The organism is Pelomonas sp. V22 (assembly GCF_030014915.1).
Lineage (GTDB): Bacteria > Pseudomonadota > Gammaproteobacteria > Burkholderiales > Burkholderiaceae_C > JAUASW01.
The window spans coordinates 54930-77140 of record NZ_JAGIXS010000003.1; the positions used below are offsets into that span (position 1 = coordinate 54930).

Consider the following 22211-nt stretch of genomic DNA (forward strand, 5'->3'; position numbering starts at 1 on the left):
TGGGCGTCGGGCCCTTCCCGAGTAGCAGCGCCGCTTCTACGATGGCTTCGTCCTGCAGGAGATCCGTCCATGCGTTCTTGGCTTGTCTGTAGCTTGTTGGCCTTGAGCGTTTTCAGCGCCCGGGCGCAGGAGGATCCGCTCGCCGGCATCGAGGAGCTGGAGCTCGCCGGCCAGGCGCTGAGCCCGCAGCAAGCCCGCCAGTTGCTGGCCGAGCCGCTGCCGGCCGAGGCCGATGCACGCTATGCCCTGCTGCAGCGCCAGCTGCGCGCGGCGCAGCAGCTCAACGAGCGGGGCCGCCACCTGGAGCTGGCTCGTCAACTGGCCGAAGCCGGGCGCGGACGGCCCGGTGGCGAGGCCTGGATCCGCGTCTACCTGAATGCCGAGTTCACCTGGGGCAGCTCGGGTGCCGCCTTGGCCGCCTGCGAGCCCTGGCTGGAAGACAAGCGCCTGAGCGCCGCCACGCGTGCCACGGTGGCGCTGCGCCAGACCTATTACGCCGCCCAGGGCACGGACCGGGTGATCACGAGCCGCATGTGGTCGCGCGCCGATGCCCTGACGCGGCCGCTGCTCGGCCAGCCCGACGCGCCAGCGCATCTGCGCCAAGACTGGCTGCATGTGCGCTCCGAGGTCGAACGCCTGGAGGGCGACACGCTCGCCTCGCTGGCCACCTTGCGCGAGGCCGTGGGCGTGGCGCGCCGCTTCGAGGCCGAGCTGCGCAAGCGCAAGCTGCCGCCGCGCGACCCGGAGCTGCTCGAGGCCATAGGCTGGCTGGACAGCGCCCAGGGCATGCTGGTCTATGCCCTGGTGCGGCAGGGGCGGGCGGCCGAGGCCATCGAACTCGGCCAGGCCAACCTGGCGCTGTGGCGCAGCGCCCAATTGAGCGACAGCCTGGGCGCGCGCTGGAAGTACCGCCTCGCCACGGCGCTGAATGCGGTGCAGCAGTACGCGCCGGCACTGGCGGCGGCGCGCGAATCGGCAGCGATGCTGGAGCGCCAGGGGGTCAAGCCGGCCAGCCACACGGCCTGGCTGGCGCAGCAGGAGCTGGTGCGTGCGCTGATGGGCCTGAAGCGCTGGAGCGAGGCCGACGCGGCCTACCGAGCGTTCCTCGCCAGCATCGAGCCCGAAGACACGCTGGCCCGCAACCGCGCGCAGGACAACCGCCTGCTCGCCCTGCTGGCGGCCAAGAGCGGCAGGCTGGACGAGGCGCTCGACATCGCCAACCGCCAGTACAACTATCGCAACCGCCTCTACGGCGCCAAGCATCCGCAGACGCAGGAAAGCGCCGGCGTGCGCGCCATGGTGCGCCTGCTGCGCGGCGACATGGCGGCGGCGCTGGAAGACTACGAGCAACTGTTCGCCGCCACGCTGGACAACCCCGGCGGCTGGCTGGACCTGGACCTGCGCGGCTTTCGCGGCTTCGTGCTGGGCCTGGCCTTCGGTGAATTCATCGACCATGTGGCCCAGCGTGCGCTGAAGGGCGAGGCCGTGCCGCCGGCCTTGAGCGAGCGGGCCCTGCAACTGGCCGACCGGGGCATGCTCGGCAACACCCAGCGCGCCCTGGCCGACAGCACGGCCCGGCTGCTGGCCGCCACGCCCGCGCTGCGCTCGCTGCTGGAGCAGGAGCAGGCCCAGCGCCAGGCGGCGGCCGCCCAGTTCGCCAAGCTGCCGGCCAGCCTGGCCCAGGAAGATCGATTGCACAAGGAGATGGCCAGCGAGGCCTTCAAGGCCTTGCCGCCGGCCGAGCGCAAGGCGCGCGCCACCGAGCTGAGTGCCTTGCGCGAGCAGATCAAGGCCCAGCAGGCCGAGGGCACGGCCGCGCGCGAGCGGCTCGAGCAACGCCGTGCCGAGATCGCCCGCCAGTACCCGGCCTATGCCGACCTGGTGATGCCGCCCACGCCCTCGGCCAAGGCTTTGCGTGCCCTGCTAGAGGCGGGCGAAGGCCTGCTGCTGGTCCACGCGACCGAGCGCGCCACGCTGGTGTGGCTGGTGACGCCGGACGGCCGCCTCGGCCTGCACGCCAGTGCACTCGGCGCCGAGGCCCTGGCCGCCAAGGTGGCCGAGGCCCGCGCTGCGTTGGCGCCCGAGGCCATGGGCAAGCCGCTGCAGACCGCAGCGCTGCAGCAGCTCTACCGCGAACTGCTGGCGCCGCTGGAGCCTCAATGGCGTGGCCTGGACTCCTTGCTGGTGGCGAGCGAGGGCGCGCTTGCCAGCCTGCCCTTGGCCACCCTGGTCATCGAGCCCGGCGGCGCCCAGCCGGCCTGGCTGCTGCGGCGGTTGGCCATCACCCAGCTGCCAGCGGCCTCGGCCTTGCAGGCCCTGCGGCGCGGTGCGAGCCCGGCCCCCGCGCCCAGGGCCTTGATCGGCTTTGGCGACCCGCTGTTTGGCGGGCCGGCCGTGAAGAGCGCTGCGAAGAGCGCAGCGGCGGGCCGCGGCCTGCGCGCCGTGGGCCGCGTCGATGCCGAATGGGGCTTCCGCTATGCCGAGGTGCCGCCCTTGCCCGAGACGCGCACCGAGCTGCTGGCGCTGGCCCAGGTGCTGGGCGCCGATCCGCAGGCAGATCTGCGCCTGGGGGCCGCCGCCACACGCCGTGCCGTGCTGGCGGCGCCGCTGGCGGATCGGCGCGTCGTCGCCTTCGCCACCCATGGCCTGATGCCGGGCGAGCTGCCGGGCATCTCCAAGCCGGCCCTCGCCATGGCGGCCGATGCCGATGAGCGCGAATCGCCGCTGCTGGAGCTGGACGATGTCTTGGGTCTGCGGCTGAACGCCCAGTGGGTGCTGCTGTCGGCCTGCAACACGGCGGCCGGCGAGCAGGGCGGGGCGGCGATGTCGGGCCTGGTGCGGGGCTTCTTCTTCGCCGGCGCGCGCTCGGTGCTGGCCACGCATTGGGCGGTGGAGTCGGCATCGGCGGCGGCGCTCAGCACGGCCACCTTCAAGGCGGCCGCTGGCAGCGCGCCTGGCTCGCGCGCCGCCAGCCTGCGCCGCGCCCAGCTCGCGATGCTGGACGGCCAGCTCGGCGAGGGCCGCTGGCAACACCCGTACTACTGGGCCGGCTATGCCCTCTTCGGCGATCCGCGCCGCTGAGCTAGCATCAGTCGCACAGTCGAAAGGCATGCCATGAAGCGCGCGTTGGGGACTCTCTTGGGCTTGTGGATGATTGCGGCAGCGGCACAGGCCGCGCCCGTCGCCGAGGTGATGGCGGTGCTGGGCGAGGCCCAGCTCGATGGCAAGCCGCTGGCCGTGGGCGCCAAGCTGGAGGTCGGTGCCGAGCTGCGCACCGGTGCCAAGGGCCGCGTGCGGCTCCGCTTCGTCGATGGCTCCTCGGTGGTGATCAGCGACGCGAGCCGGGTGCGCATCCAGCAGTTCGAGCCGGCCGCCGATGGCAAGCCCCGCAATGCCACGCTGTGGCTGGAGCTCGGCCTGATAGGCCAGAAGGTGGCGCCAGGCGGTGGCTGGGAGGTGCGCACGCCCACGGCCGTGACGGCGGTGCGGGGCACCGAGTTTGTCGTCGAGGTCGCTGGCGACCAGGCCACGGCCGTCCATGTGCAGACGGGCCAGGTGGCGGTGCAGGCCAGCAGCCGCACGCGCGGCATCCTGCCCAAGCCGCCGGTGATGCTCGATACCCAGGCCGACGGCACGCAATGCTCGGCCTCCGGCTGCGAGGCTTCCAAGCGCTGGTCGGACCAGAGGGTGCTGGACCTGCAAAGCCGCCTGGCCGGCGTCTGAATCGGCTCACGAAATGAGCACGCGCCTGGGCTACTGGCTCGTCGCCCTGATCGCCTCGGCCCTGGCCTTGCTGGGCTGGTGGCAGCGTGCCCACATCAGCCTGCTGGAGCGTGTTGACAGCCTGAGTCTTGATGCGCAGATGCAGTGGCGCGGGCCCATGCAGCCGCGTCTGCCCATCCTCATCGTCACGATAGACGAGGCCAGCGCCATGCGCGGTGGCATGCCCGACCGTCGTGCGCTGGGCATGGCATTGGACCGCCTGAGCAAGGCGGGTGCGCGCCTGGTGGCGCTGGACATGCTGCTGCTCGATGCCGGCGAGCCGGCGGTCGATGCGGCCCTGGCCGCCTCGATCAAGCGCTCGGGCCGTGTGCTGCTGCCTTATGCAATCGGCGAGGAGCCGGGCCCCGACGGCAGCAACTCTCGCGCCGTGCTGGACAGCGCCTGGCCCAAGATCGAGGGCGACATGGCCAAGGCCGCCACGCCGCTGCGGGCCCGCCGCCTGCTGGCGCCACTGCCGCAGTTTGCCGATGCCGCGCTGGGCCTCGGCAATGTGGGCGCGCAGCGCAGCAGCGACGGCGCGTTGCGCTACGACCTGCCGGCGCTGAGCCTCGGCGGCGAGGTCTATCCCACGCTGGCGCTGCGCGTGGCGGCTCAGCTGCGTGGCGCGGACTGGCAGCAGGCCTGGCTGCGGCCGGGCCAGGAGGCGGCGGCCGGCACGCTGCGGGTGCCGCTGGACGCGCTGTCGCGCCAATGGCTGAACTACTACGGCCCAGGCGGCACGTTCGAGCGCCTCTCGTTCGCCCAGCTGCTGAAGGGCGGCGTGCCGGATGCGCGCTTGAAGGACCGCATCGTGCTGATCGGCACGACGGCCCTGGGCAGCGGCGATGCCTTTCCTACGCCCTTCGATTCCGGTCTCCCCGGCGTCGAGCGCCTGGCCACGGCCATTGATAACCTGATTGGTGAGCGGGTGTTGCGCCGGCCCGATTGGGCAGCGCCGGCCGAGATCGCGCTGATGCTGGTGCTGCCACTGCTGGTCATCGGCCTGCTGTCGCGCTGGCGGATGCGCGTGGCCTTGCCGGCGCTGCTCCTGGTAGCGGTGGTCCTGCTCCTGCTGCTGCAGCGCCGCTTCGAGCTGCAGCATGAATTCATCGCGCCCGCCTTCCCGGTGCTGGCCGCCGGCCTCGCCGTGCTGGGCGCGCTGGCGCTTCGCGCGGCCGACGAGCACCAGCGCCGTCAGGCCGCGCTGCTGGCCCTGCGTGAGAGCGAGCAGCGCTATGCACTCGCCGCCGAGGGTGCGAACGACGGCCTTTGGGACTGGGACCTCGAGGCCGGCACCGTGCACTACTCGCCGCGCTGGCTCGCCCTGATGGGCCTGGATGCGGCCGAGGCCGCCGACATCAAGGCCTGGACCCGGCCACTCACGCCGGCCGCCGGCGCCGCCTTCGAGCGCGAGTTGGACGAGCACCTGCAGGGCCGCAGCCGCCAGCTGCACCACCTGCTGGAGTTCGAGCAGGGCGGCCAGCATCGCTGGCTGCTCGCCCGTGGCATGGCCACGCGCGAGCAGGGCCGGGCGGTGCGCATGGCGGGCTCGCTGACCGATGTGTCGGAGCTGCACCGGCTGCAGCAGCAGATCAGCCACGATGCCCTGCATGACCGTCTGACCGGTCTGCCCAACCGCGCGCTGTTCCGCGTGCAGCTGGAGGCAGCAATGGCCGAGGGCGATGCCGGCCTGGTGCTGCTCGGCCTCGATGAATTCCGTGCATTCAACGAGGCACAAGGCCTGGCGGCCGGCGATGCGGTGCTGGTCGAGACCGCTCAGCGCCTGCGCCAGCGCGAGGGACAGGTCTTGATGACCGGGCGCCTGGGGCCCGATGAATTCGGCATCGTCTTTCGCGCCCGCCATGGGGACAACGGCGGCCTGGTCGCCTGGGTGCTGGACCGCTTCGAGCAGCTCTATGCCTTGCCGGAAGGCGGCCAGCAGAAGCTGACCGCCTGCGTAGGCTGGGCCCAGGCCGCCGAAGGCCCGGCCACGGCCGACGAGCTCATCGCTGCGGCCGAGGGCGCCCTGGCCCGCGCCAAGATGCAGGGCCCCGGCAGCCGCCATTGCTACGACCCGGCCGAGCAACTGGTGGAACGCTCGCGACGCTGGATGCGCGAGCAGATCGATGTGGCCCTGGCTGAGCGCGGCCAGTTCAGGCTGTTCTACCAACCCTTCATCCGCTTGTCGGACCGGCAGCTGCTGGGTTTCGAGGCGCTGATCCGCTGGCACCATCCGCAGCGCGGCCTGGTGATGCCGGGCGACTTCATTCCGGTGGCCGAGGCCAGCGGCCAGATCGCCGAGATCGGCCGCTGGACGCTGATGGAAGCGGCCGCCCAGCTGCGGCGCTGGCAGCCGCTCGGTTTCACGGGCGAGATTGCGGTCAACGTCTCCGGCGTTCAGCTGGAGCGCGACCAGGAACTGCTCGCCGATGCCCATGCGGCGCTGAAAGCACTGGGCGACGTGCCGCCCCGCCAGCTCAAGCTTGAAGTGACCGAGAGCATGGCCATGGCCAACCCCACGCGCAGCGCCGAGGTCTTGCGTGAGCTGGCCAGCCTCGGCTTCAAGCTCTCGATCGACGACTTCGGCACCGGCTATTCATCGCTGGCCTATTTGCACCGCTTCCCGTTCGACACCTTGAAGATCGACCGCAGCTTCGTGATGCGGCTGGAAGCCGGCCGCGAGGCGGTGGAGATCGTTCGCACCATCGTCGGCCTGGCCAACGCGCTGGGCAAGCAGACGCTGGCCGAAGGCGTGGAAGACGAGGCGCAAGCGGCGCAACTGGCCGAGCTCGGCGTGCAAGTGGGCCAAGGCTGGCTGTTTGCCAAGGCCTTGCCCGAGAGCGAGGCCGAGCGCTGGATCAGCAAGCCTGCCGAATCAAGCTAGATTCCCGCCCATGACCCAACGTCTCGCATCCTGCAGCTGCGGCCAGCTCACGGCCGAGGTCGACGGTGACCCCGTCCGCATCTCCATCTGCCACTGTCTGAACTGCCAGCGCCGCACCGGCGGGCCGTTCGCCGAACAGGCGCGTTTTCCTCGCGAGAAGGTACGCGTGGCCGGGAGCTCGGCCGTGTTCGCGCTGACCGGCGATGGCGGCACGACGGCGCGCTTCCACTTCTGCCCGACCTGCGGAGCCACCGTCTATTACGAAATGGACGCGATGCCGGAGTTCCTGGCCATTCCTGTCGGCGCCTTTGCCGACCCCGGATTCCCGGCGCCGGGCGTCTCGGTCTACGAGAACCGCAAACACAGCTGGGTCGTGCCGCCGCCGGAGGCGGAACGCTGGTGACAGCTCAGGCGCGGCGTTCGCTCAGGCCATGCCTTGATGGCGCAGCAGCGCGTCGATGCTGGGCTCGCGGCCGCGGAAGGCCTTGAAGTTCTCCAGCGCCTCGCGCGAGCCGCCCATCTCGAGGATGCTCTGCAGGTAGCGCTTGCCGGTGGCCGGGTTGAACACGCCTTCATCTTCGAAGGCGCTCCAGGCATCGGCGCTCAGCACCTCGGCCCATTTGTAGCTGTAGTAGCCGGCCGAATAACCGCCCGCGAAGATGTGCGAGAAGCTGTGCTGGAAGCGATTGAACTCCGGCGGCACGATGACGCTGACTTCGGCGCGGACTTCGTTGAGCAGCGATTGCACGGCAGCTTCCGAGCCGGGTTCCGCATGCAGGCGCATGTCGAACAGCGAGAACTCGATCTGGCGCAGCGTCTGCAGGCCGCTCTGGAAGTTCTTGGCCGCCGTCATCTTGTCGAACAGCGCGCGGGGCAGCGGCTCCCCGGTATCGACGTGGCTGGAGAGCTGCTGCAGCACCTCCCATTCCCAGCAGAAGTTCTCCATGAACTGGCTGGGCAGCTCCACGGCATCCCACTCGACGCCGGAGATGCCGGAGACGCCCAGTTCATCGACTTGCGTCAGCAGGTGATGCAGGCCATGGCCGAACTCGTGGAAGAGGGTGGTGACGTCGTCGTGCGTCAGCAGCGCTGGCTTTCCGTCCACCGGTGATGAGAAGTTGCACACGAGCTGAGCGACCGGCGTCTGCTGCGAGCCGTCGGGCCGGGCCCAGCGGCTGCGCACTTCGTCCATCCAGGCGCCAGGGCGCTTGCCGGTGCGCGCGTACAGATCGAGGTAGAACTGGCCGACGAGCGCGCCGCCACCTTCGAGACGGAAGAACTTGACCGATTCGTGCCAGACCTCGGCCTCTGCTTCGACGATCTTGACGTCGAACAGGCGCTCGATGATGTCGAACAGGCCGGCCAGCACCTTGGGCACGGTCAGGTACTGGCGCACTTCCTGGTCGCTGAAGGCATAGCGGGCCTCCTTCAGCTTCTCGGAGACATAGGCGTTGTCCCAGACCTGCGGGTCGGCGAGGCCCAGCTCCTTGGCGGCGAACTCGCGCAGTTCGGCCAGGTCCTTCTCGGCATAGGGCCGGGCGCGGCGCGCCAGGTCGCGCAGGAAGTCCAGCACCTGGGCGGGCGACTCGGCCATCTTGGGCACGAGCGAGACGGCGGCGAAGTTCGGGTAGCCGAGCAGCTGCGCCTCTTCCTGGCGCAGCATCAGCATTTCCTGCATCAAGGGGCCGTTGTCGAGCGCCGGATTGGCGCCGAGTTCGCTGGCGCGGGTCGAGTAGGCGCGGTAGATGCGCTCGCGCAGTGCGCGGTCGTCGGCGTACTGCATCACCGGCATGTAGCTGGGGAAGTGCAGCGTGATCTTGTGCCCTTGCTTGCCTTCAGCTTCGGCGGCCGCACGGGCTGCGCTGACCACGTCGGCCGGCACGCCCTTCAATTCGTCGGCCGTTGCGTAGTAGGCGTAGGCGTCGGTCGCGTCGAGCACATGCTCGGAGAATTTCTGGCCCAGTTCGGCGCTGCGCTCCTGGATGGCGGCGAAGCGCTCGCGATCTGCGCCCTGCAGCTCGGCACCGGACAGCACGAAGTCGCGTATCCACAGCTTCAAGGCCTGCTGGCGCGGCGCGCTCAGGCTCGCGGCCTGGGCATTGATGGCCTTGTACTTGGCGTACAGCTTCTCGTCGGCGCCCAGCTCGGTGTAGAACTCGGTGACGGCCGGCAGCATGCCGTTGTAGGCCTCGCGCAGCTCTGGCGTGTTTGCGACGGCATTGAGGTGGCTGACCGCGCCCCAGGACGTTGACAGGCGCTCGGTGGCCACGCTCAAGACGCGGGCCAGCGTGTCGAAGTCGGCCGGTGTTTCTTCATCAGTGGCGACGATCAGCGCGGCCTTGGCATCTTCCAGCAGCTTGGCAATGGCCGGCTGGATGTGTTCGGGCTTGATCTGCGCGAAATGGGGCAGGGCGTCGGTGGAAAGCAGGGGATTGGTCATCGATTCAGGCGGCAGCGGCAACTCGTTCAGCTGACTCTAGCGTGTTGACCAAGAGCATGGTGATGGTCATGGGCCCGACCCCACCCGGCACCGGGGTGATCCAGCCGGCCACTTCCTTCACACCATCGAAATCGACGTCGCCGCAGAGCTTGCCTTCGTCGTTGCGGTTCATGCCCACGTCGATGACCACGGCGCCGGGCTTGACCATATCGGCGGTCAGCACATTGCGCTTGCCCACGGCGGCCACGACCACATCGGCCTGGCGCGTTATCGCGCCGAGGTCGGCCGTGCCACTGTGGCAGACGGTGACCGTGGCATTGGCCTGCAGCAGCATCATGGCCATGGGCTTGCCGACGATGTTGGAGCGGCCGATCACGACGGCATGCTTGCCCTTCAGGTCCTTCATGCCGATGCTCTCCAGCATCTTCATGCAGCCATAGGGCGTGCAGGCCTTGAAGCCGGGTTCGCCCACCATCAGTGCGCCAGCGCTTTCGACAGCGAAGCCATCCACATCCTTGGCCGGCGAGATCGCCTCGATGACCTTGTGGTCGTCGATGTGTTTGGGCAGCGGCAGCTGAACGAGGATGCCGTGGATGCTGGGGTCGTTGTTGAGCGCATCGACGCGGGCCAGCAGCTCGGCCTCGCTCATCGTGGCTTCGTACTTCTCCAGCACCGAGTGCAGGCCGGCGTCTTCGCAGGCCTTGACCTTGTTGCGCACATAGACCTGGCTGGCGGGGTTGTCGCCGACCAGGACGACAGCGAGGCCGGGCTTGACGCCCTTGGCGGTGAGAGCGGCGGCGCGCAGGGCGACTTCGGCGCGGACTTGTTTGGAGAGGGCGTTGCCGTCGATCAGCTGGGCGGTCATGAGGAACTCCTTGGAATGCAAAAGGCCGCTGTCAGACAGCGGCCTTTGAGGGTAAACGTGGAATCAAGCCTTGGCCGGCGCGCCGAGCGCGATCTTGAGCAGATCGGCCACGGTGTTGGCGTTGAGCTTTTCCATGATGTTGGCGCGGTGCGCCTCCACCGTCTTGATCGAGATGCCGAGGTCGTCGGCGATCTGCTTGTTCAGGCGGCCGGCGACGATGCGCTCCAGCACCTGGGCTTCACGCGTGGTGAGGCGCGAGAGCAGGGCGTCGCGGCTGGCGGCTTCCTGGTGGCTGGAGAAGGCGTCGCGGGCCTGGTCGAGCATGCGCTCCACGAGGGCCAGCAGCTCGTCTTCCTTGAAAGGTTTCTCGATGAAGTCCATCGCTCCCTTCTTCATGGTCTGCACCGCCATCGGCACGTCGCCGTGGCCGGTGATGAAGACCACCGGCAGCGGGCTGCGGCGCTCGAGCAGGCGGTCCTGCAGTTCCAGGCCGCTCATGCCATCCATGCGGATGTCGGCGATCAGGCAGGCGACCTCGCGGGGGTCGTAGCGGCTCAGAAAGGATTCGGCCGAGTCAAAGCACTTGACCCGGTAGTCCTTGCCCTCCAGCAGCCATTGCAGCGAATCGCGCACGGCCTCGTCATCGTCGACAACGTAGACGTTGCCCTTCTTCGGAATCAAGCTCATGGTGTAGCAGCAGTGTTCAACGCAGTGCCCGAGGGCTCGGGGCGGGGGATGTCTACCGGGATGGTGAAGGCGAACCGGCACCCCACAATAGCCGCGCCATTGTAGAGGTTCTCAGCACGGATCCGGCCCTGGTGGGACTCGACGATAGACCGGCATAACCCTAAGCCAATCCCCATGCCATCGGACTTGGTGGAGAAGAAAGCCTCGTACATCCGCTCTATGACTTCGTCCGGCAGACCCGGCCCCATGTCGGTCACCGAGAACTCGACGTGCCCCCCTAATTCCGGGGTGTGTTTGGGCACCACACGCAGCTCGATGTGGCGCCGGGACGTCGGCAGGCCGGCGTTGTCGATGGCTTCAGCCGCGTTTTTCAGCAGGTTCATCAAGACCTGTTCGATCAGGATGGGGTCGACCAGCAGCTGCGGCAAGCGCTGTGCGACATACGAATGGATCGCGACATTGCGTCGGCGCAGCTCGATGCCGGCGAGTTCCACCGCGTCCTCGACGATTTCGGTGGCGCTGGAGAGCTGGCGTTGCGGCTCGCTGCGTTTCACGAAGTTGCGGATGCGGTGAATGATCTGGCCGGCGCGCTGGGCCTGCTTGGCGGTCTTCTCCAGCGCCGTCAGCAAATCCTCTTTGCGGATGTTGTCGTCGCGCACCCGCGAGACCATGCCATTGCAGTAGTTGGTGATGGCCGTCAGCGGCTGGTTCAGCTCGTGCGCCACGCTGGAGGCCATCTCGCCCATGGTCATCAAGCGGCTGGTGACCTGGGACTTGGCGGCGGCCAGGGCCTGCTGTTCCTCGGCATGGCGGCGGGCCGTGATGTCGGTGGCGATCAGCATCTGGGCGAGGCGGCCGTCGGTCCATTGCAGGTAGCGGGCGCGGACGTCGAACCACATCTGCAGCGATTCGACGAAGACCTCGCGGGGGTCGGAACCGATCTCGGTCAGGTGTTCGGCCGGCAGCCCGCCGTAATCATCCACGGCCTCGTCCGGGTCGGCGGCCACCTGGCTGCCGGCGAGCAGGGCATGGCCGCTGGGGTCGGCGCCGAACCAGAGCCGGTAGCTGCGGTTGGCGAACAGCAACTCGCTCTGCTGCACCGAGAGCACCGACACCGCCGCATCCAGCCCCTCCAGCACCGTGGTGAAGCGTTCGTGCGAGGCGCTGAGCTGGTCGCGCACGCGCTTGGCCTCGGTGATGTTGGTCATCGAGGTCATCCAGCCGGTCTGCTTGCCCTTGGGGTCGATCAGGGGGCTCACATACATGCGGGCGTCGAAGATGGTGCCGTCCTTGCGCATCACCTTCACTTCGGCGCCGCCGGCCGGGCTGCGGCCCTGGATCTCCTGCTGCAGGAGCCGCGCGTTCTCTTCGTAGCGGTCCGGCGGCCAGTAGGGGAAGGGCGGCTTGCGCCCGATCAGCTCGGCCTCGGAGAAGCCGGTCATTGCGCAGAAGGCCGGGTTTACGTATGAGATGCGCGAATCCATGTCCATGGCGCGCATGCCGGTGAGCATGGAGTTCTCCATGGCCCGGCGGAAGTTGGTCTCGTTGATCAGCGCGCTCTGGATGTGCATGCGCCGCCGCATGTGCTTCCAGGTGCCGAGCAGCATCCAGACCGTCAGCACCGACAGCGCCACCACCATCCAGAACAAGGTGTTGGAGATCAGGCCGATGGAGGTGCGGTAGCCCTGGCCGCGCAGGGTCAGGCCGTTGTTCGAGGGCAGCGGCACCTCGTGGAAGATGGGGGCGCGCTGGAAGCGCTGGCCCGGCATCTGGGTGACGGTGCTGAACAGCACCTGGTCCAGCGAGTCGATCACGGCCACCGCATGGCGGTTGTTGACCTCGCTGGGCACGTAGTGGCGCAGCAGGGACTCGATCGAGTACTCGGCCACCAGCACGCCATGGAAGTTGTTGCGGTCCAGCACCGGCACATGGAGCTGGAAGACGGCCGTGCTGTTGGCGTCGCTGAAGGGCATGGAGTAATGCGGGCTGCGCTTCTCCTTGGCCACCTGGAACGCCAGCTCGGCCGCATTGGGCTGGCCGTTCGGGCCCACGGCCGGCAGCGAGGGATCGGGGCCGCCGTCGCCGGACTGGCTGTCGGTCTGGAAACCGGCGCCGCTGACGCTGGCGCGCCGCTCGCGCCTAGTGTTGAGCCAGGTGATCTGGGTCAGCTCGTAGCGGTCGCGGGCAAAGCTGCTGGCCTGCGAGCGGAACTCGGCGGTGTCGATGCCGCGGTTGACGATGTCCCGGGCGATCTGGGTCAGCTGCTGCTGGTTCTCGGAGAGCCGCAGGCGCAGCTGCTGCTGGGCGATCTCGGTGTCGCGCTTGACGGCCTCGGTCTCGCGCTCGATTTCTTCGTTCCGCAGGTACCAGAAGGCCGCAATGATGGCGGCCAGGAACAGGAGCACCGAGATCAGCGGGCCCAGGGTGGCAAAACGGTCCTGGCGCGACGGGGATTGGCGGCGCCACCAGCCGGCCAGCCGGCGTTGGGTGGGGGTCAGCAAGCGTGAGGTCACGCTCTTGAGGTCAAGGGGCATGGCCGAATTATCGGGGTGCGATCTGCAGGCCTCCCGGGCGGGCAAACCATGGAAATATCGCAATATGAAACGTTATTGCGCGATTTGGAAATGAAAACGACTTGTGGGAAACTCGCGCCCGAGCTTTTCGAGTCCTCGCTCTAAAGACGCACACAAGACAAGGAGACAGCATGTCCGCGCAGCCCCAGTCCCTGCCAGGCGCAGCCGCCAATGACACCGACGCCCTCGAGACCCGTGAATGGCTGGATGCCCTGTCCGCCGTCATTGGCGAGGAAGGTGGCGAGCGCGCCCATTTCCTGCTCAACCAGCTGATCGATCATGCCCGCCAGGCGGGCATCGACGTGCCCTTCTCGGCCACCACGCCCTATGTGAACACCATCCCGGCCGACCAGGAGGTGCGTTGCCCCGGCAACATCGAGATCGAGAAGCGCCTGCGCGCCTACATGCGCTGGAACGCCATGGCCATGGTCGTTCGCGCCAACCGCCTGAACCCGGCTGACGGCGGCGACCTGGGCGGCCACATCGGCTCCTTCGCGTCGCTGGCCTCGATGCTCGGCGCCGGCTTCAACCACTTCTGGCATGCGGAGAGCGAAGGCCATGGCGGCGACCTGCTCTACATCCAGGGCCACAGCTCGCCCGGCATCTATGCCCGCGCCTTCCTCGAAGGCCGGCTGACCGAGGAGCACCTGGACAGCTTCCGCCAGGAAGTCGACGGCAAGGGCCTGTCCAGCTACCCGCATCCCAAGCTGATGCCCGAGTTCTGGCAGTTCCCGACCGTCTCGATGGGCCTCGGCCCCTTGATGGCGATCTACCAGGCCCGCTTCCTCAAGTACCTGCATGCCCGTGGCATTGCCGACACCTCGAACCGCAAGGTCTGGGCCTTCATGGGCGACGGCGAGATGGACGAACCGGAATCGCTGGGTGCCATCGGCCTCGCGGCACGCGAAGGCCTGGACAACCTGGTCTTCATCGTCAACTGCAACCTGCAGCGCCTCGATGGCCCGGTGCGCGGCAACGGCAAGATCATCCAGGAGCTGGAAGGCGAGTTCCGCGGCAGCGGCTGGAAGGTCATCAAGCTGATCTGGGGCAAGGGCTGGGACGAGCTGCTGGCGCGCGACAAGAGCGGCAAGCTCAAGCAGCTGATGATGGAAACCGTGGACGGCGACTACCAGGCCATGAAGGCCAACGACGGCGCCTACGTCCGCAAGCATTTCTTCGGCAAGTATCCCGAGACCGCCAAGCTCGTGGAGCACATGAGCGACGAAGAGATCTTCGAACTGCGCCGTGGCGGCCACCAGCCGGAGAAGGTGTTCGCGGCCTTCCACGCGGCCCACAACAACACCTCGGGCCAACCGACGCTGTTGCTCGTCAAGACCGTCAAGGGCTATGGCATGGGCAAGGCCGGTGAAGGCAAGAACACCGTCCACCAGACCAAGAAGCTGACCGACGAGGACATCAAGTACATCCGCGACCGTTTCGGCATCCCCATCCCGGACAGCGAGCTGCCCAAGCTGCCGTACTACAAGCCGGCCGACGACACGCCGGAAATGCGCTACCTGCACGAGCGCCGCAAGGCCCTCGGCGGCTACCTGCCGCAGCGCCGCGTCAAGGCCGACGAGAGCTTCACCGTGCCGCCGCTGGACACCTTCAAGGCCGTGCTCGAGCCCACCGCCGAAGGCCGCGAGATCTCGACCACGCAGGCCTATGTCCGCTTCCTGACGCAACTGCTGCGCGACAAGGACCTCGGCCCGCGCGTCGTGCCCATCCTCGTGGACGAGGCCCGCACCTTCGGCATGGAAGGCCTGTTCCGCCAGATCGGCATCTACAACCCCAAGGGTCAGCTCTACACCCCGGTCGACAAGGACCAGGTGATGTACTACCGCGAGGACAAGGCCGGCCAGATCCTGCAGGAAGGCATCAACGAAGCGGGCGGCATGGCCAGCTGGATCGCTGCGGCCACGTCGTACTCGACGAACAACCGCGTGATGATCCCGTTCTATGTCTACTACTCGATGTTCGGCTTCCAACGCATCGGCGACCTGGCCTGGGCGGCGGGCGACATGCAGGCGCGCGGCTTCCTGCTCGGCGGCACCTCGGGCCGCACCACGCTGAACGGCGAAGGCCTGCAGCATGAAGACGGCCACAGCCACATCCTGGCCGGCACCATCCCCAACTGCATCTCCTACGACCCGAGCTTTGCGCACGAAGTCGCCGTCATCATGCACAGCGGCTTGAAGCGCATGGTCGAGAACCAGGAGAACGTCTACTTCTACCTGACGCTCCTGAACGAGAACTATGCAATGCCGGGCCTGAAGCAGGGCACGGAAGAGCAGATCCTCAAGGGCATGTATCTGCTCGAGGAAGCGGCACCGGCGCAAGTGCAGGTCAACCTGCTGGGCTCCGGCACCATCCTGCGCGAGAGCCAGGCCGCCAAGCTGCTGCTGGAACAGGATTGGGGCATCGGCGCGAACGTGTGGAGCTGCCCGAGCTTCAACGAGCTGGCCCGCGATGGCCAGAACGCCGAGCGCTGGAACCTCCTGCACCCGACCGAACTGGCCTGCGTGCCCTTCGTGACGCAGCAGCTCAGCAAGACCAGCGGCCCGGTGATCGCCTCGACCGACTACATGAAGAACTACGCCGAGCAGATCCGCGCCTTCATCCCGGCCGGCCGTTCGTACAAGGTGCTGGGCACCGACGGCTACGGCCGCTCGGACTTCCGCTCCAAGCTGCGCGAGCACTTCGAGATCAACCGCCACTACATCGTCGTGGCGGCGCTGAAGTCGCTGGCCGACGAAGGCAAGCTGCCGGCCGCCAAGGTCGCGGAAGCCATCGTCAAGTACGGCATCAACGCCAACAAGATCAACCCCCTGTACGCCTGATCGCGCGGCCCACGGAGACAAGAACATGGCATTGGTTGAAGTCAAGGTTCCCGACATCGGCGACGTCAGCGACGTCGCGGTGATCGAGTTGATGGTCAAGGTCGGCGACACGGTCAAGCTCGAGCAGAGCCTGGTGACGGTGGAGAGCGACAAGGCCTCGATGGAAATTCCGAGCAGCGCCGCTGGCGTGGTCAAGGAAATCAAGGTTGCGCTCGGCGACAAGGTCAGCGAAGGCAGCCTGCTGCTGGTGCTGGAAGCCGAAGGTGTGGCCACGGCTGCTGCGCCGCAGCCTGTGGCCGGCCCGGTGGCCCCGCCGCCGGATGGCCCCACGCCGCCTCCGCCGCCTGCCGCGCCTGTGGCGAGCGCCGGCCCCTCGCTGGTCGAGGTGGTGGTGCCCGACATCGGTGACTTCGATGAAGTCGCGGTCATCGAAGTGATGGTCAAGGCTGGCGACACCGTGAAGGTCGAGCAGAGCCTCATCACCGTCGAGAGCGACAAGGCCTCGATGGAGATCCCCAGCTCGCATGCCGGTGTGATCAAGGAACTCAAGGTCAAGCTCGGCGACAAGGTTGCCAAGGGCTCGGTGCTGGCCGTGCTGGAAGTACAGGGCGCCGCGGCTGCTCCGGTGCCCGCACAAGCGGCTGCTGCTGTTGCGGCACCGAGTGCGGCCGTTGTTGCTGCACCGGTCGCTGCGCCCGTCGCCGCACCGGCTGCTGCCGTGCCTGCGCATGATCCGACCGCCGCCAAGGGCGCGCTGCCCCACGCCTCGCCCAGCATCCGCAAGCTGGCTCGCGAGCTGGGTGTGCCGCTGGTCGAGGTCAAGGGCTCGGGTCCCAAGGGCCGCATCGTCGAGGCCGACATCCAGGGCTTCGTCAAGGCCGTGATGGCCGGCGCCGTGCAGACGGTCGCCCAGAAGGCTGCCTCTCCGGCCGCAGCCGCCGGCGGTGGCATCTCCGGCCTGCTGCCCTGGCCCAAGGTGGACTTCGAGAAGTTCGGCGCCATCGAGCGCAAGGAACTCTCGCGCATCAAGAAGATCAGTGGCGCGAACCTGCATCGCAACTGGGTGGTCATCCCCCACGTCACCAACCACGACGACGCGGACATCACCGAGCTCGAAGCCTTCCGCGTGGCCCTGAACAAGGAAAACGAGAAGGCCGGCATCAAGGTCACGATGTTGGCCTTCATGATCAAGGCGGCCGTGGCTGCGCTGAAGAAGTTCCCCGAGTTCAACTCGAGCCTCGAAGGCGAGGGCGATGCCCAGAAGCTGGTGCTGAAGAGCTACTACAACATCGGCTTCGCGGCGGACACGCCCAACGGCCTCGTCGTGCCGGTGATCAAGAACGCCGACCAGAAGGGCATCTTCCAGATCAGCCAGGAAATGAGCGACCTCGCCAAGAAGGCGCGCGACGGCAAGCTGGGCCCGGCCGACATGAGCGGCGGCTGCTTCTCGATCTCGTCGCTGGGCGGCATCGGCGGCAAGTACTTCACGCCCATCATCAATGCGCCGGAAGTGGCCATCATGGGCGTCTGCAAGAGCTCGATGGAGCCGGTGTGGGACGGCAAGGCCTTTGTGCCGCGCCTGATCCTGCCCTTGAGCCTGAGCTGGGACCACCGCGTGATCGACGGCGCTGCTGCCGCTCGCTTCAATGTCTACTTCGCATCGCTGCTGGCGGACTTCCGCCGCATCGCGCTTTGATCGGGAGCATGCAATGGCACTGATCGAAGTGAAGGTTCCCGACATCGGCGACGTGACCGATGTGGCCGTGATCGAGCTGCTGGTGAAGCCAGGCGATACGGTGAAGGCCGAGCAGAGTCTCGTGACCGTCGAGAGCGACAAGGCCTCGATGGAGATCCCGAGTTCTGCGGCCGGCGTGGTCAAGGAGCTGAAGGTCAAGCTCGGCGACAAGGTCAGCGAAGGCTCCGTGCTGCTGATGCTGGAAAGCGCGGATGCAGCGGCGGCTGCGCCGGCACCGGTCGCGGCACCGGCCGCCGCACCTGCGGCGGCTCCCGTGGTGGCACCAACGGCTTCCACGCACAGCGGCGGTGCCGATCTGGAGTGCGACGTCGTCGTGCTCGGCGGCGGCCCCGGCGGTTACTCCGCTGCGTTCCGCGCGGCCGACCTTGGCCTCAAGGTCGTGCTGGTCGAGCGCTACGCCACGCTGGGCGGTGTCTGCCTGAACGTGGGTTGCATCCCGTCCAAGGCCCTGCTGCATGTGGCAGCCGTGATGGACGAGGTCTCGCACATGGCCGACCTGGGCGTGGACTTCGGCGCCCCGACGGTCAACGTCGACAAGCTGCGCGGCCACAAGGAAAAGGTCATCGGCAAGCTGACCGGTGGCCTGAACGCCATGGCCAAGATGCGCAAGGTCACCGTCGTGCGTGGCTACGGCACTTTCCTCGACCCGCAGCATTTGCAGGTGGAAGAAACCACCGGCACGGCGCAAGAGAAGACCGGCACCAGCAAGACCGTGCGCTTCAAGAAGGCCATCATCGCGGCCGGCTCGGCGGCGGTGCGCCTGCCCTTCCTGCCGAACGACGATCGCATCGTCGACTCGACCGGCGCGCTGGCTCTGGCTGGCACGCCCAAGAAGATGCTGATCATCGGCGGCGGCATCATCGGCCTCGAAATGGGCACGGTGTACTCCACGCTCGGCGCGCGTCTCGACGTGGTCGAGATGCTCGACGGCCTGATGCAGGGCGCGGACCGTGACCTGGTGAAGGTCTGGCAGAAGATGAACGCCCACCGCTTCGACAACATCATGTTGAAGACCAAGACGGTGGGTGCCGAAGCCACGCCCGAAGGCATCAAGGTGCAGTTCGAATCCCTGGAAGGCGTGAAGAGCGAAGGCGTCTACGACCTGGTGCTGCAAGCCGTGGGCCGCACGCCCAATGGCAAGAAGATCGCGGCCGACAAGGCCGGCGTGGCGGTGACCGACCGTGGCTTCATCAACGTCGATGTGCAGATGCGCACCAACGTGCCCAACATCTTCGCCATCGGCGACGTGGTGGGCCAGCCCATGCTGGCGCACAAGGCGGTGCATGAGGGGCACGTGGCGGCGGAAGTGATTGCCGGCGAGCTGCTCGGCGATGAGAAGCTGGCGCGCTCGCAGTTCGACGCGCGGGTCATTCCGTCGGTGGCCTACACGGACCCCGAAGTGGCCTGGGTCGGCCTCACCGAAGACCAGGCCAAGGCCCAAGGCATCAAGGTCAAGAAGGGCCTGTTCCCCTGGACCGCCTCGGGCCGCGCCATCGCCAACGGGCGTGACGAGGGCTATACCAAGCTCCTGTTCGATGACAGCCCCGAGGCCCATGGCCACGGCAAGATCCTTGGCGGCGGCATCGTCGGCACCCACGCCGGCGACATGATCGGCGAGATCGCCCTGGCCATCGAGATGGGCGCAGACGCGGTGGACATCGGCAAGACCATCCATCCGCATCCGACCCTGGGTGAATCCATCGGCATGGCCGCGGAGATCGCGCACGGCAGCTGCACGGACGTGCCGCCGCAGCGGAAGTGAAGTAGTTCGCTCGATATCTGCAGTGAAAAGCCCCGGCACTGTGAGGTGCCGGGGCTTTTGCCTTTCTGACCCTGGCAACGGGTTTACCCGCCGTGACTAACCGCAGCCTCTCGCCACCAGGCTCCAATCGCTGCAAACAAGGCGGTTGGGATGACGGCAGGCATGACGACGACGACCCGGCTTCAGAGGCTGATCTTGCTGCGCCCCGGTGAGGGCCGCGCGCTGGGGTGGGCGGCCGCCTATTTCTTCTTCCTGCTGATGGCGCTGTACCTGCTGCGGCCGGTGCGCGAGGCCATGGGCATCGCGCGGGGCGCCGACAAGCTGCCCTGGCTGATGACGGGCACGATGCTGGTGATGCTGGTGGCCAATCCGCTCTACGCAGCCCTGGTCTCGCGCCTGCAGCGGCGCCGCTTCATTCCGCTGGTGGCGCATTTCTTTGCCGCCAATCTGCTGCTCTTCGCCGTGCTGTTTCACCTGCTGCCCGAGCATGGCGGCAGCCTGCTCGGCTATGTGTTCTATGTCTGGCTGAGCATCTTCAATCTCTTCGTGGTCTCGGTGTTCTGGAGCCTGATGGCTGACGTGTTCAGCGAGGACCAGGGCAAGCGCCTGTTCGGCATGATTTCCATGGGCGGTACCTTCGGCGCCGTGGTCGGTGCGGCGGTCACCGAGGGCTTGAGCAGCGGCAGCCTTGGCCTGAAGTTCGAGGCGGCCGGGCTGATGCTGGTGGCGGCACTGGGTCTGCAACTGGCCGTGTTCTGCATGAGGCGGCTGGGCGGCCTGTTCCAGTTGTCCGCCCAGGACCAGGGCTCGCGCGAGCCGGGGCCGGACTTCCGGGCGGGCTTCAAGGCCATCGTGGCCTCGCGCTACCTGCAGGCGATCTGCCTGTACATGCTGCTGTTCACCATCACCTCGACCTTCCTCTACTTGTTCCAGGGCGACATCGTGGCCAGGAGTTTCGCCAGCGCGGCCGAGCGCACGGCGGCCTTTGCGCGGCTGGACCTGTGGGTGAACGTGCTGACGCTCAGCACCCAGCTGCTGCTGACCAGCCGGCTGCTGCGCAGCATCGGCGTGGCCGGCGTGCTGCTGGTGTTGCCTGTGCTGACGACGCTCGGCCTCGGAGCGCTGGCGCTGTGGCCCTCGTTCGCGATGCTGGCCTTTGTGCAGGTGCTGCGCCGGGGCCTGCACTACGCGGTGGACCGACCGGCGAGGGAGATCCTCTACATACCGCTCGGGCCGGAAGAGAAGTACAAATCCAAGGCCTTCATCGACACCTTCGTGTTCCGCGGCGGCGACTTCCTCGGCGTCTGGGCGCCGGCCTTCTTCAGCGCGCTGGCGGTGCCGGTCTCGCTGGCAGCCCTGGCCTGCAGCGGCGCCTGGGTGGCGGTGGCGGCGCGGCTGGGACGCATGGTTCGCCGCCGTCCGGAGACCACGGTTTCTTCTTCCGCATCTGCGGGTCGGGTTGAGTTCATCAAGGAGCAGACATGAGCATCAAGCAGACAAGCTTCTCGCGCCGCGAGGTCCTGCAAGCCGGCGCGCTACTTTGCAGCGCCAGCCTGCTGGGCCCGGTGATGGCCGTGGCGCCCGCGCCCAAGCGCATCCTGATACTCGGCGGCACCGGCTTCCTCGGCCCGGCCATCGTGGAGGTGGCACGGGCGCGCGGGCACACGCTGACCTTGTTCAACCGCGGCAAGACCCGGCCCGGCCTGTTCCCCGACATCGAGAAGCGCCAGGGCGACCGTGACCCGCTGAAGGGCGAGGGCATCAAGTCGCTCGCCACCGGCGAATGGGACGCGGTGATCGACGACTCCGGCTACTACCCCCGCATGGTCGGCGCCTCGGCCGAGCTGCTGGCGCCGCGCGTCAAGCACTACCTCTACATCTCCAGCATCAGTTGCTACAAGGAGCCGAATCCGATCAATGGCGATGAAGATGCGCCGCTCGCCGTGCTCGCCGACCCCAAGGTCGAGGAGATGGGCAAGAACTTCGAGAACTACGGCGGCCTGAAGGCGGCCTGCGAGGCGGCGGCCGAGAAGGCACTGCCGGGCCGCACCACCATCGTCCGCCCTGGCTACATCGTGGGCCCCGACGATCCGACCGGCCGCTTCACCTACTGGCCGGTGCGCTTCGACAAGGGCGGCGAGATCGCCGTGCCCGGAGCGCCCACCGATCCCTTCCAGCTGATCGACGTGCGCGACCTGGCCGAATGGCTGGTGCTGATGGTCGAGACACGGACCACGGGCCGCTTCAATGCCGTCGGCCCCGAGAAGGCCATGACCTGGGGCCGCGCGATTGCCGCCTGCCAGAAGGCCACCAAGTCGCAGAGCACGCTGACCTGGATACCGGGCGAGTTCATGGCCAAGCAGCAGGACCTCGAATTCCCGATCTGGGCGCCGTATCACGGCGACACCCAGGGCTTCCACACCTGGCAGAACAAGCGCGCGGTGGCCGCTGGCATGCGCTTCCGCCCCATCGAGCAGACGGTGGCCGACACCCTGGCCTGGTACCAGGGTCAGCTGAAGGAAGAGAAGGGCCGCGTGAAGATGGCTTTCACGCCCGAGAACGAAGCGGAGATCCTGAAGCGCTGGAAGGCCGCCAAGCCGGGTTGAGCGCCGCCGCTCAGCAACAATGCGCTCACATTGAAC

General features: G+C 67.7%; 13 protein-coding genes. 9 read left to right on the forward strand and 4 right to left on the reverse strand.

Translation table 11 applies throughout. The features are described from left to right. Positions 1-69 precede the first annotated feature (69 nt). The 4 genes from J7U46_RS12605 to J7U46_RS12620 are packed head-to-tail and all read left to right on the forward strand — an operon-like array spanning position 70 to position 7049. Positions 70-3081 carry a CHAT domain-containing protein gene (locus J7U46_RS12605; protein WP_282826322.1) on the forward strand — a complete coding sequence of 1004 codons (3012 nt, stop codon included), beginning with the start codon at positions 70-72 and terminating at the stop codon, positions 3079-3081. A 33-nt stretch (positions 3082-3114) separates the two neighbouring features. Then, entirely contained in the window at positions 3115-3723 is a 609-nt protein-coding gene (locus J7U46_RS12610) for a FecR domain-containing protein (protein WP_282826324.1), read from the forward strand. Positions 3724-3736: 13 nt separating this feature from the next. After that, a complete protein-coding gene (locus J7U46_RS12615) occupies positions 3737-6646 on the forward strand; it encodes an EAL domain-containing protein (RefSeq protein WP_282826326.1) in 2910 nt (969 codons plus the stop codon). Between the two features lie 10 nt (positions 6647-6656). Further along, the gene (locus J7U46_RS12620; protein ID WP_282826328.1) at positions 6657-7049 is read left to right on the forward strand and encodes a GFA family protein; all 393 of its coding nucleotides are present in this window, start codon (positions 6657-6659) and stop codon (positions 7047-7049) included. 21 nt (positions 7050-7070) lie between these two features. Here the strand turns inward: J7U46_RS12620 and J7U46_RS12625 are convergent, their stop codons facing one another. From J7U46_RS12625 to J7U46_RS12640, 4 genes are all read right to left on the reverse strand, one after another. Then, positions 7071-9086, reverse strand: a complete 2016-nt coding sequence (locus tag J7U46_RS12625) for a M3 family metallopeptidase (RefSeq protein ID WP_282826330.1) — start codon at positions 9084-9086, stop codon at positions 7071-7073. 4 nt (positions 9087-9090) lie between these two features. Further along, entirely contained in the window at positions 9091-9951 is an 861-nt protein-coding gene (gene folD / locus J7U46_RS12630) for a bifunctional methylenetetrahydrofolate dehydrogenase/methenyltetrahydrofolate cyclohydrolase FolD (protein ID WP_282826332.1), read from the reverse strand. Between the two features lie 63 nt (positions 9952-10014). Then, entirely contained in the window at positions 10015-10638 is a 624-nt protein-coding gene (locus J7U46_RS12635; protein ID WP_282826334.1) for a response regulator transcription factor, read from the reverse strand. Next, entirely contained in the window at positions 10635-13172 is a 2538-nt protein-coding gene (locus J7U46_RS12640; protein WP_282826336.1) for a PAS domain S-box protein, read from the reverse strand. Before J7U46_RS12640 ends, J7U46_RS12635 begins: the two co-directional genes overlap by 4 nt. A 170-nt stretch (positions 13173-13342) precedes the next feature. Between J7U46_RS12640 and aceE the strand changes: the two genes are divergently transcribed. The 5 genes from aceE to J7U46_RS12665 all read left to right on the forward strand — a co-directional run bounded on the left by aceE (position 13343) and on the right by J7U46_RS12665 (position 22175). After that, positions 13343-16051, forward strand: coding sequence for a pyruvate dehydrogenase (acetyl-transferring), homodimeric type (gene aceE, locus J7U46_RS12645; protein WP_282826338.1), 2709 nt, complete (start codon positions 13343-13345; stop codon positions 16049-16051). A gap of 25 nt (positions 16052-16076) precedes the next feature. Next, complete coding sequence (aceF, locus tag J7U46_RS12650) at positions 16077-17747, forward strand: dihydrolipoyllysine-residue acetyltransferase (RefSeq protein WP_282826340.1); 1671 nt, start codon at positions 16077-16079, stop codon at positions 17745-17747. A 13-nt stretch (positions 17748-17760) separates the two neighbouring features. Then, positions 17761-19569 (forward strand): dihydrolipoyl dehydrogenase, encoded by a 1809-nt coding sequence (gene lpdA / locus J7U46_RS12655; RefSeq protein WP_282826342.1) that lies wholly within the window; start codon positions 17761-17763, stop codon positions 19567-19569. A gap of 162 nt (positions 19570-19731) precedes the next feature. After that, positions 19732-21054 (forward strand): MFS transporter, encoded by a 1323-nt coding sequence (locus J7U46_RS12660; protein ID WP_282826344.1) that lies wholly within the window; start codon positions 19732-19734, stop codon positions 21052-21054. After that, positions 21051-22175, forward strand: coding sequence for an NAD-dependent epimerase/dehydratase family protein (locus tag J7U46_RS12665; RefSeq protein WP_282826346.1), 1125 nt, complete (start codon positions 21051-21053; stop codon positions 22173-22175). The genes J7U46_RS12660 and J7U46_RS12665 overlap by 4 nt, the downstream gene beginning before the upstream one ends. The last annotated feature ends 36 nt before the right edge of the window (positions 22176-22211 follow it).

Bases quoted from the DNA above. Each gene is read 5' to 3' on its own strand.
- J7U46_RS12605 (WP_282826322.1), top strand. From the start codon at position 70: ATGCGTTCTTGGCTTGTCTGTAGCTTGTTGGCCTTGAGCGTTTTCAGC.
- J7U46_RS12610 (WP_282826324.1), top strand. From the start codon at position 3,115: ATGAAGCGCGCGTTGGGGACTCTCTTGGGCTTGTGGATGATTGCGGCA.
- J7U46_RS12615 (WP_282826326.1), top strand. From the start codon at position 3,737: ATGAGCACGCGCCTGGGCTACTGGCTCGTCGCCCTGATCGCCTCGGCC.
- J7U46_RS12620 (WP_282826328.1), top strand. From the start codon at position 6,657: ATGACCCAACGTCTCGCATCCTGCAGCTGCGGCCAGCTCACGGCCGAG.
- J7U46_RS12625 (WP_282826330.1), bottom strand. From the start codon at position 9,086: ATGACCAATCCCCTGCTTTCCACCGACGCCCTGCCCCATTTCGCGCAG.
- folD (WP_282826332.1), bottom strand. From the start codon at position 9,951: ATGACCGCCCAGCTGATCGACGGCAACGCCCTCTCCAAACAAGTCCGC.
- J7U46_RS12635 (WP_282826334.1), bottom strand. From the start codon at position 10,638: ATGAGCTTGATTCCGAAGAAGGGCAACGTCTACGTTGTCGACGATGAC.
- J7U46_RS12640 (WP_282826336.1), bottom strand. From the start codon at position 13,172: ATGCCCCTTGACCTCAAGAGCGTGACCTCACGCTTGCTGACCCCCACC.
- aceE (WP_282826338.1), top strand. From the start codon at position 13,343: ATGTCCGCGCAGCCCCAGTCCCTGCCAGGCGCAGCCGCCAATGACACC.
- aceF (WP_282826340.1), top strand. From the start codon at position 16,077: ATGGCATTGGTTGAAGTCAAGGTTCCCGACATCGGCGACGTCAGCGAC.
- lpdA (WP_282826342.1), top strand. From the start codon at position 17,761: ATGGCACTGATCGAAGTGAAGGTTCCCGACATCGGCGACGTGACCGAT.
- J7U46_RS12660 (WP_282826344.1), top strand. From the start codon at position 19,732: ATGACGACGACGACCCGGCTTCAGAGGCTGATCTTGCTGCGCCCCGGT.
- J7U46_RS12665 (WP_282826346.1), top strand. From the start codon at position 21,051: ATGAGCATCAAGCAGACAAGCTTCTCGCGCCGCGAGGTCCTGCAAGCC.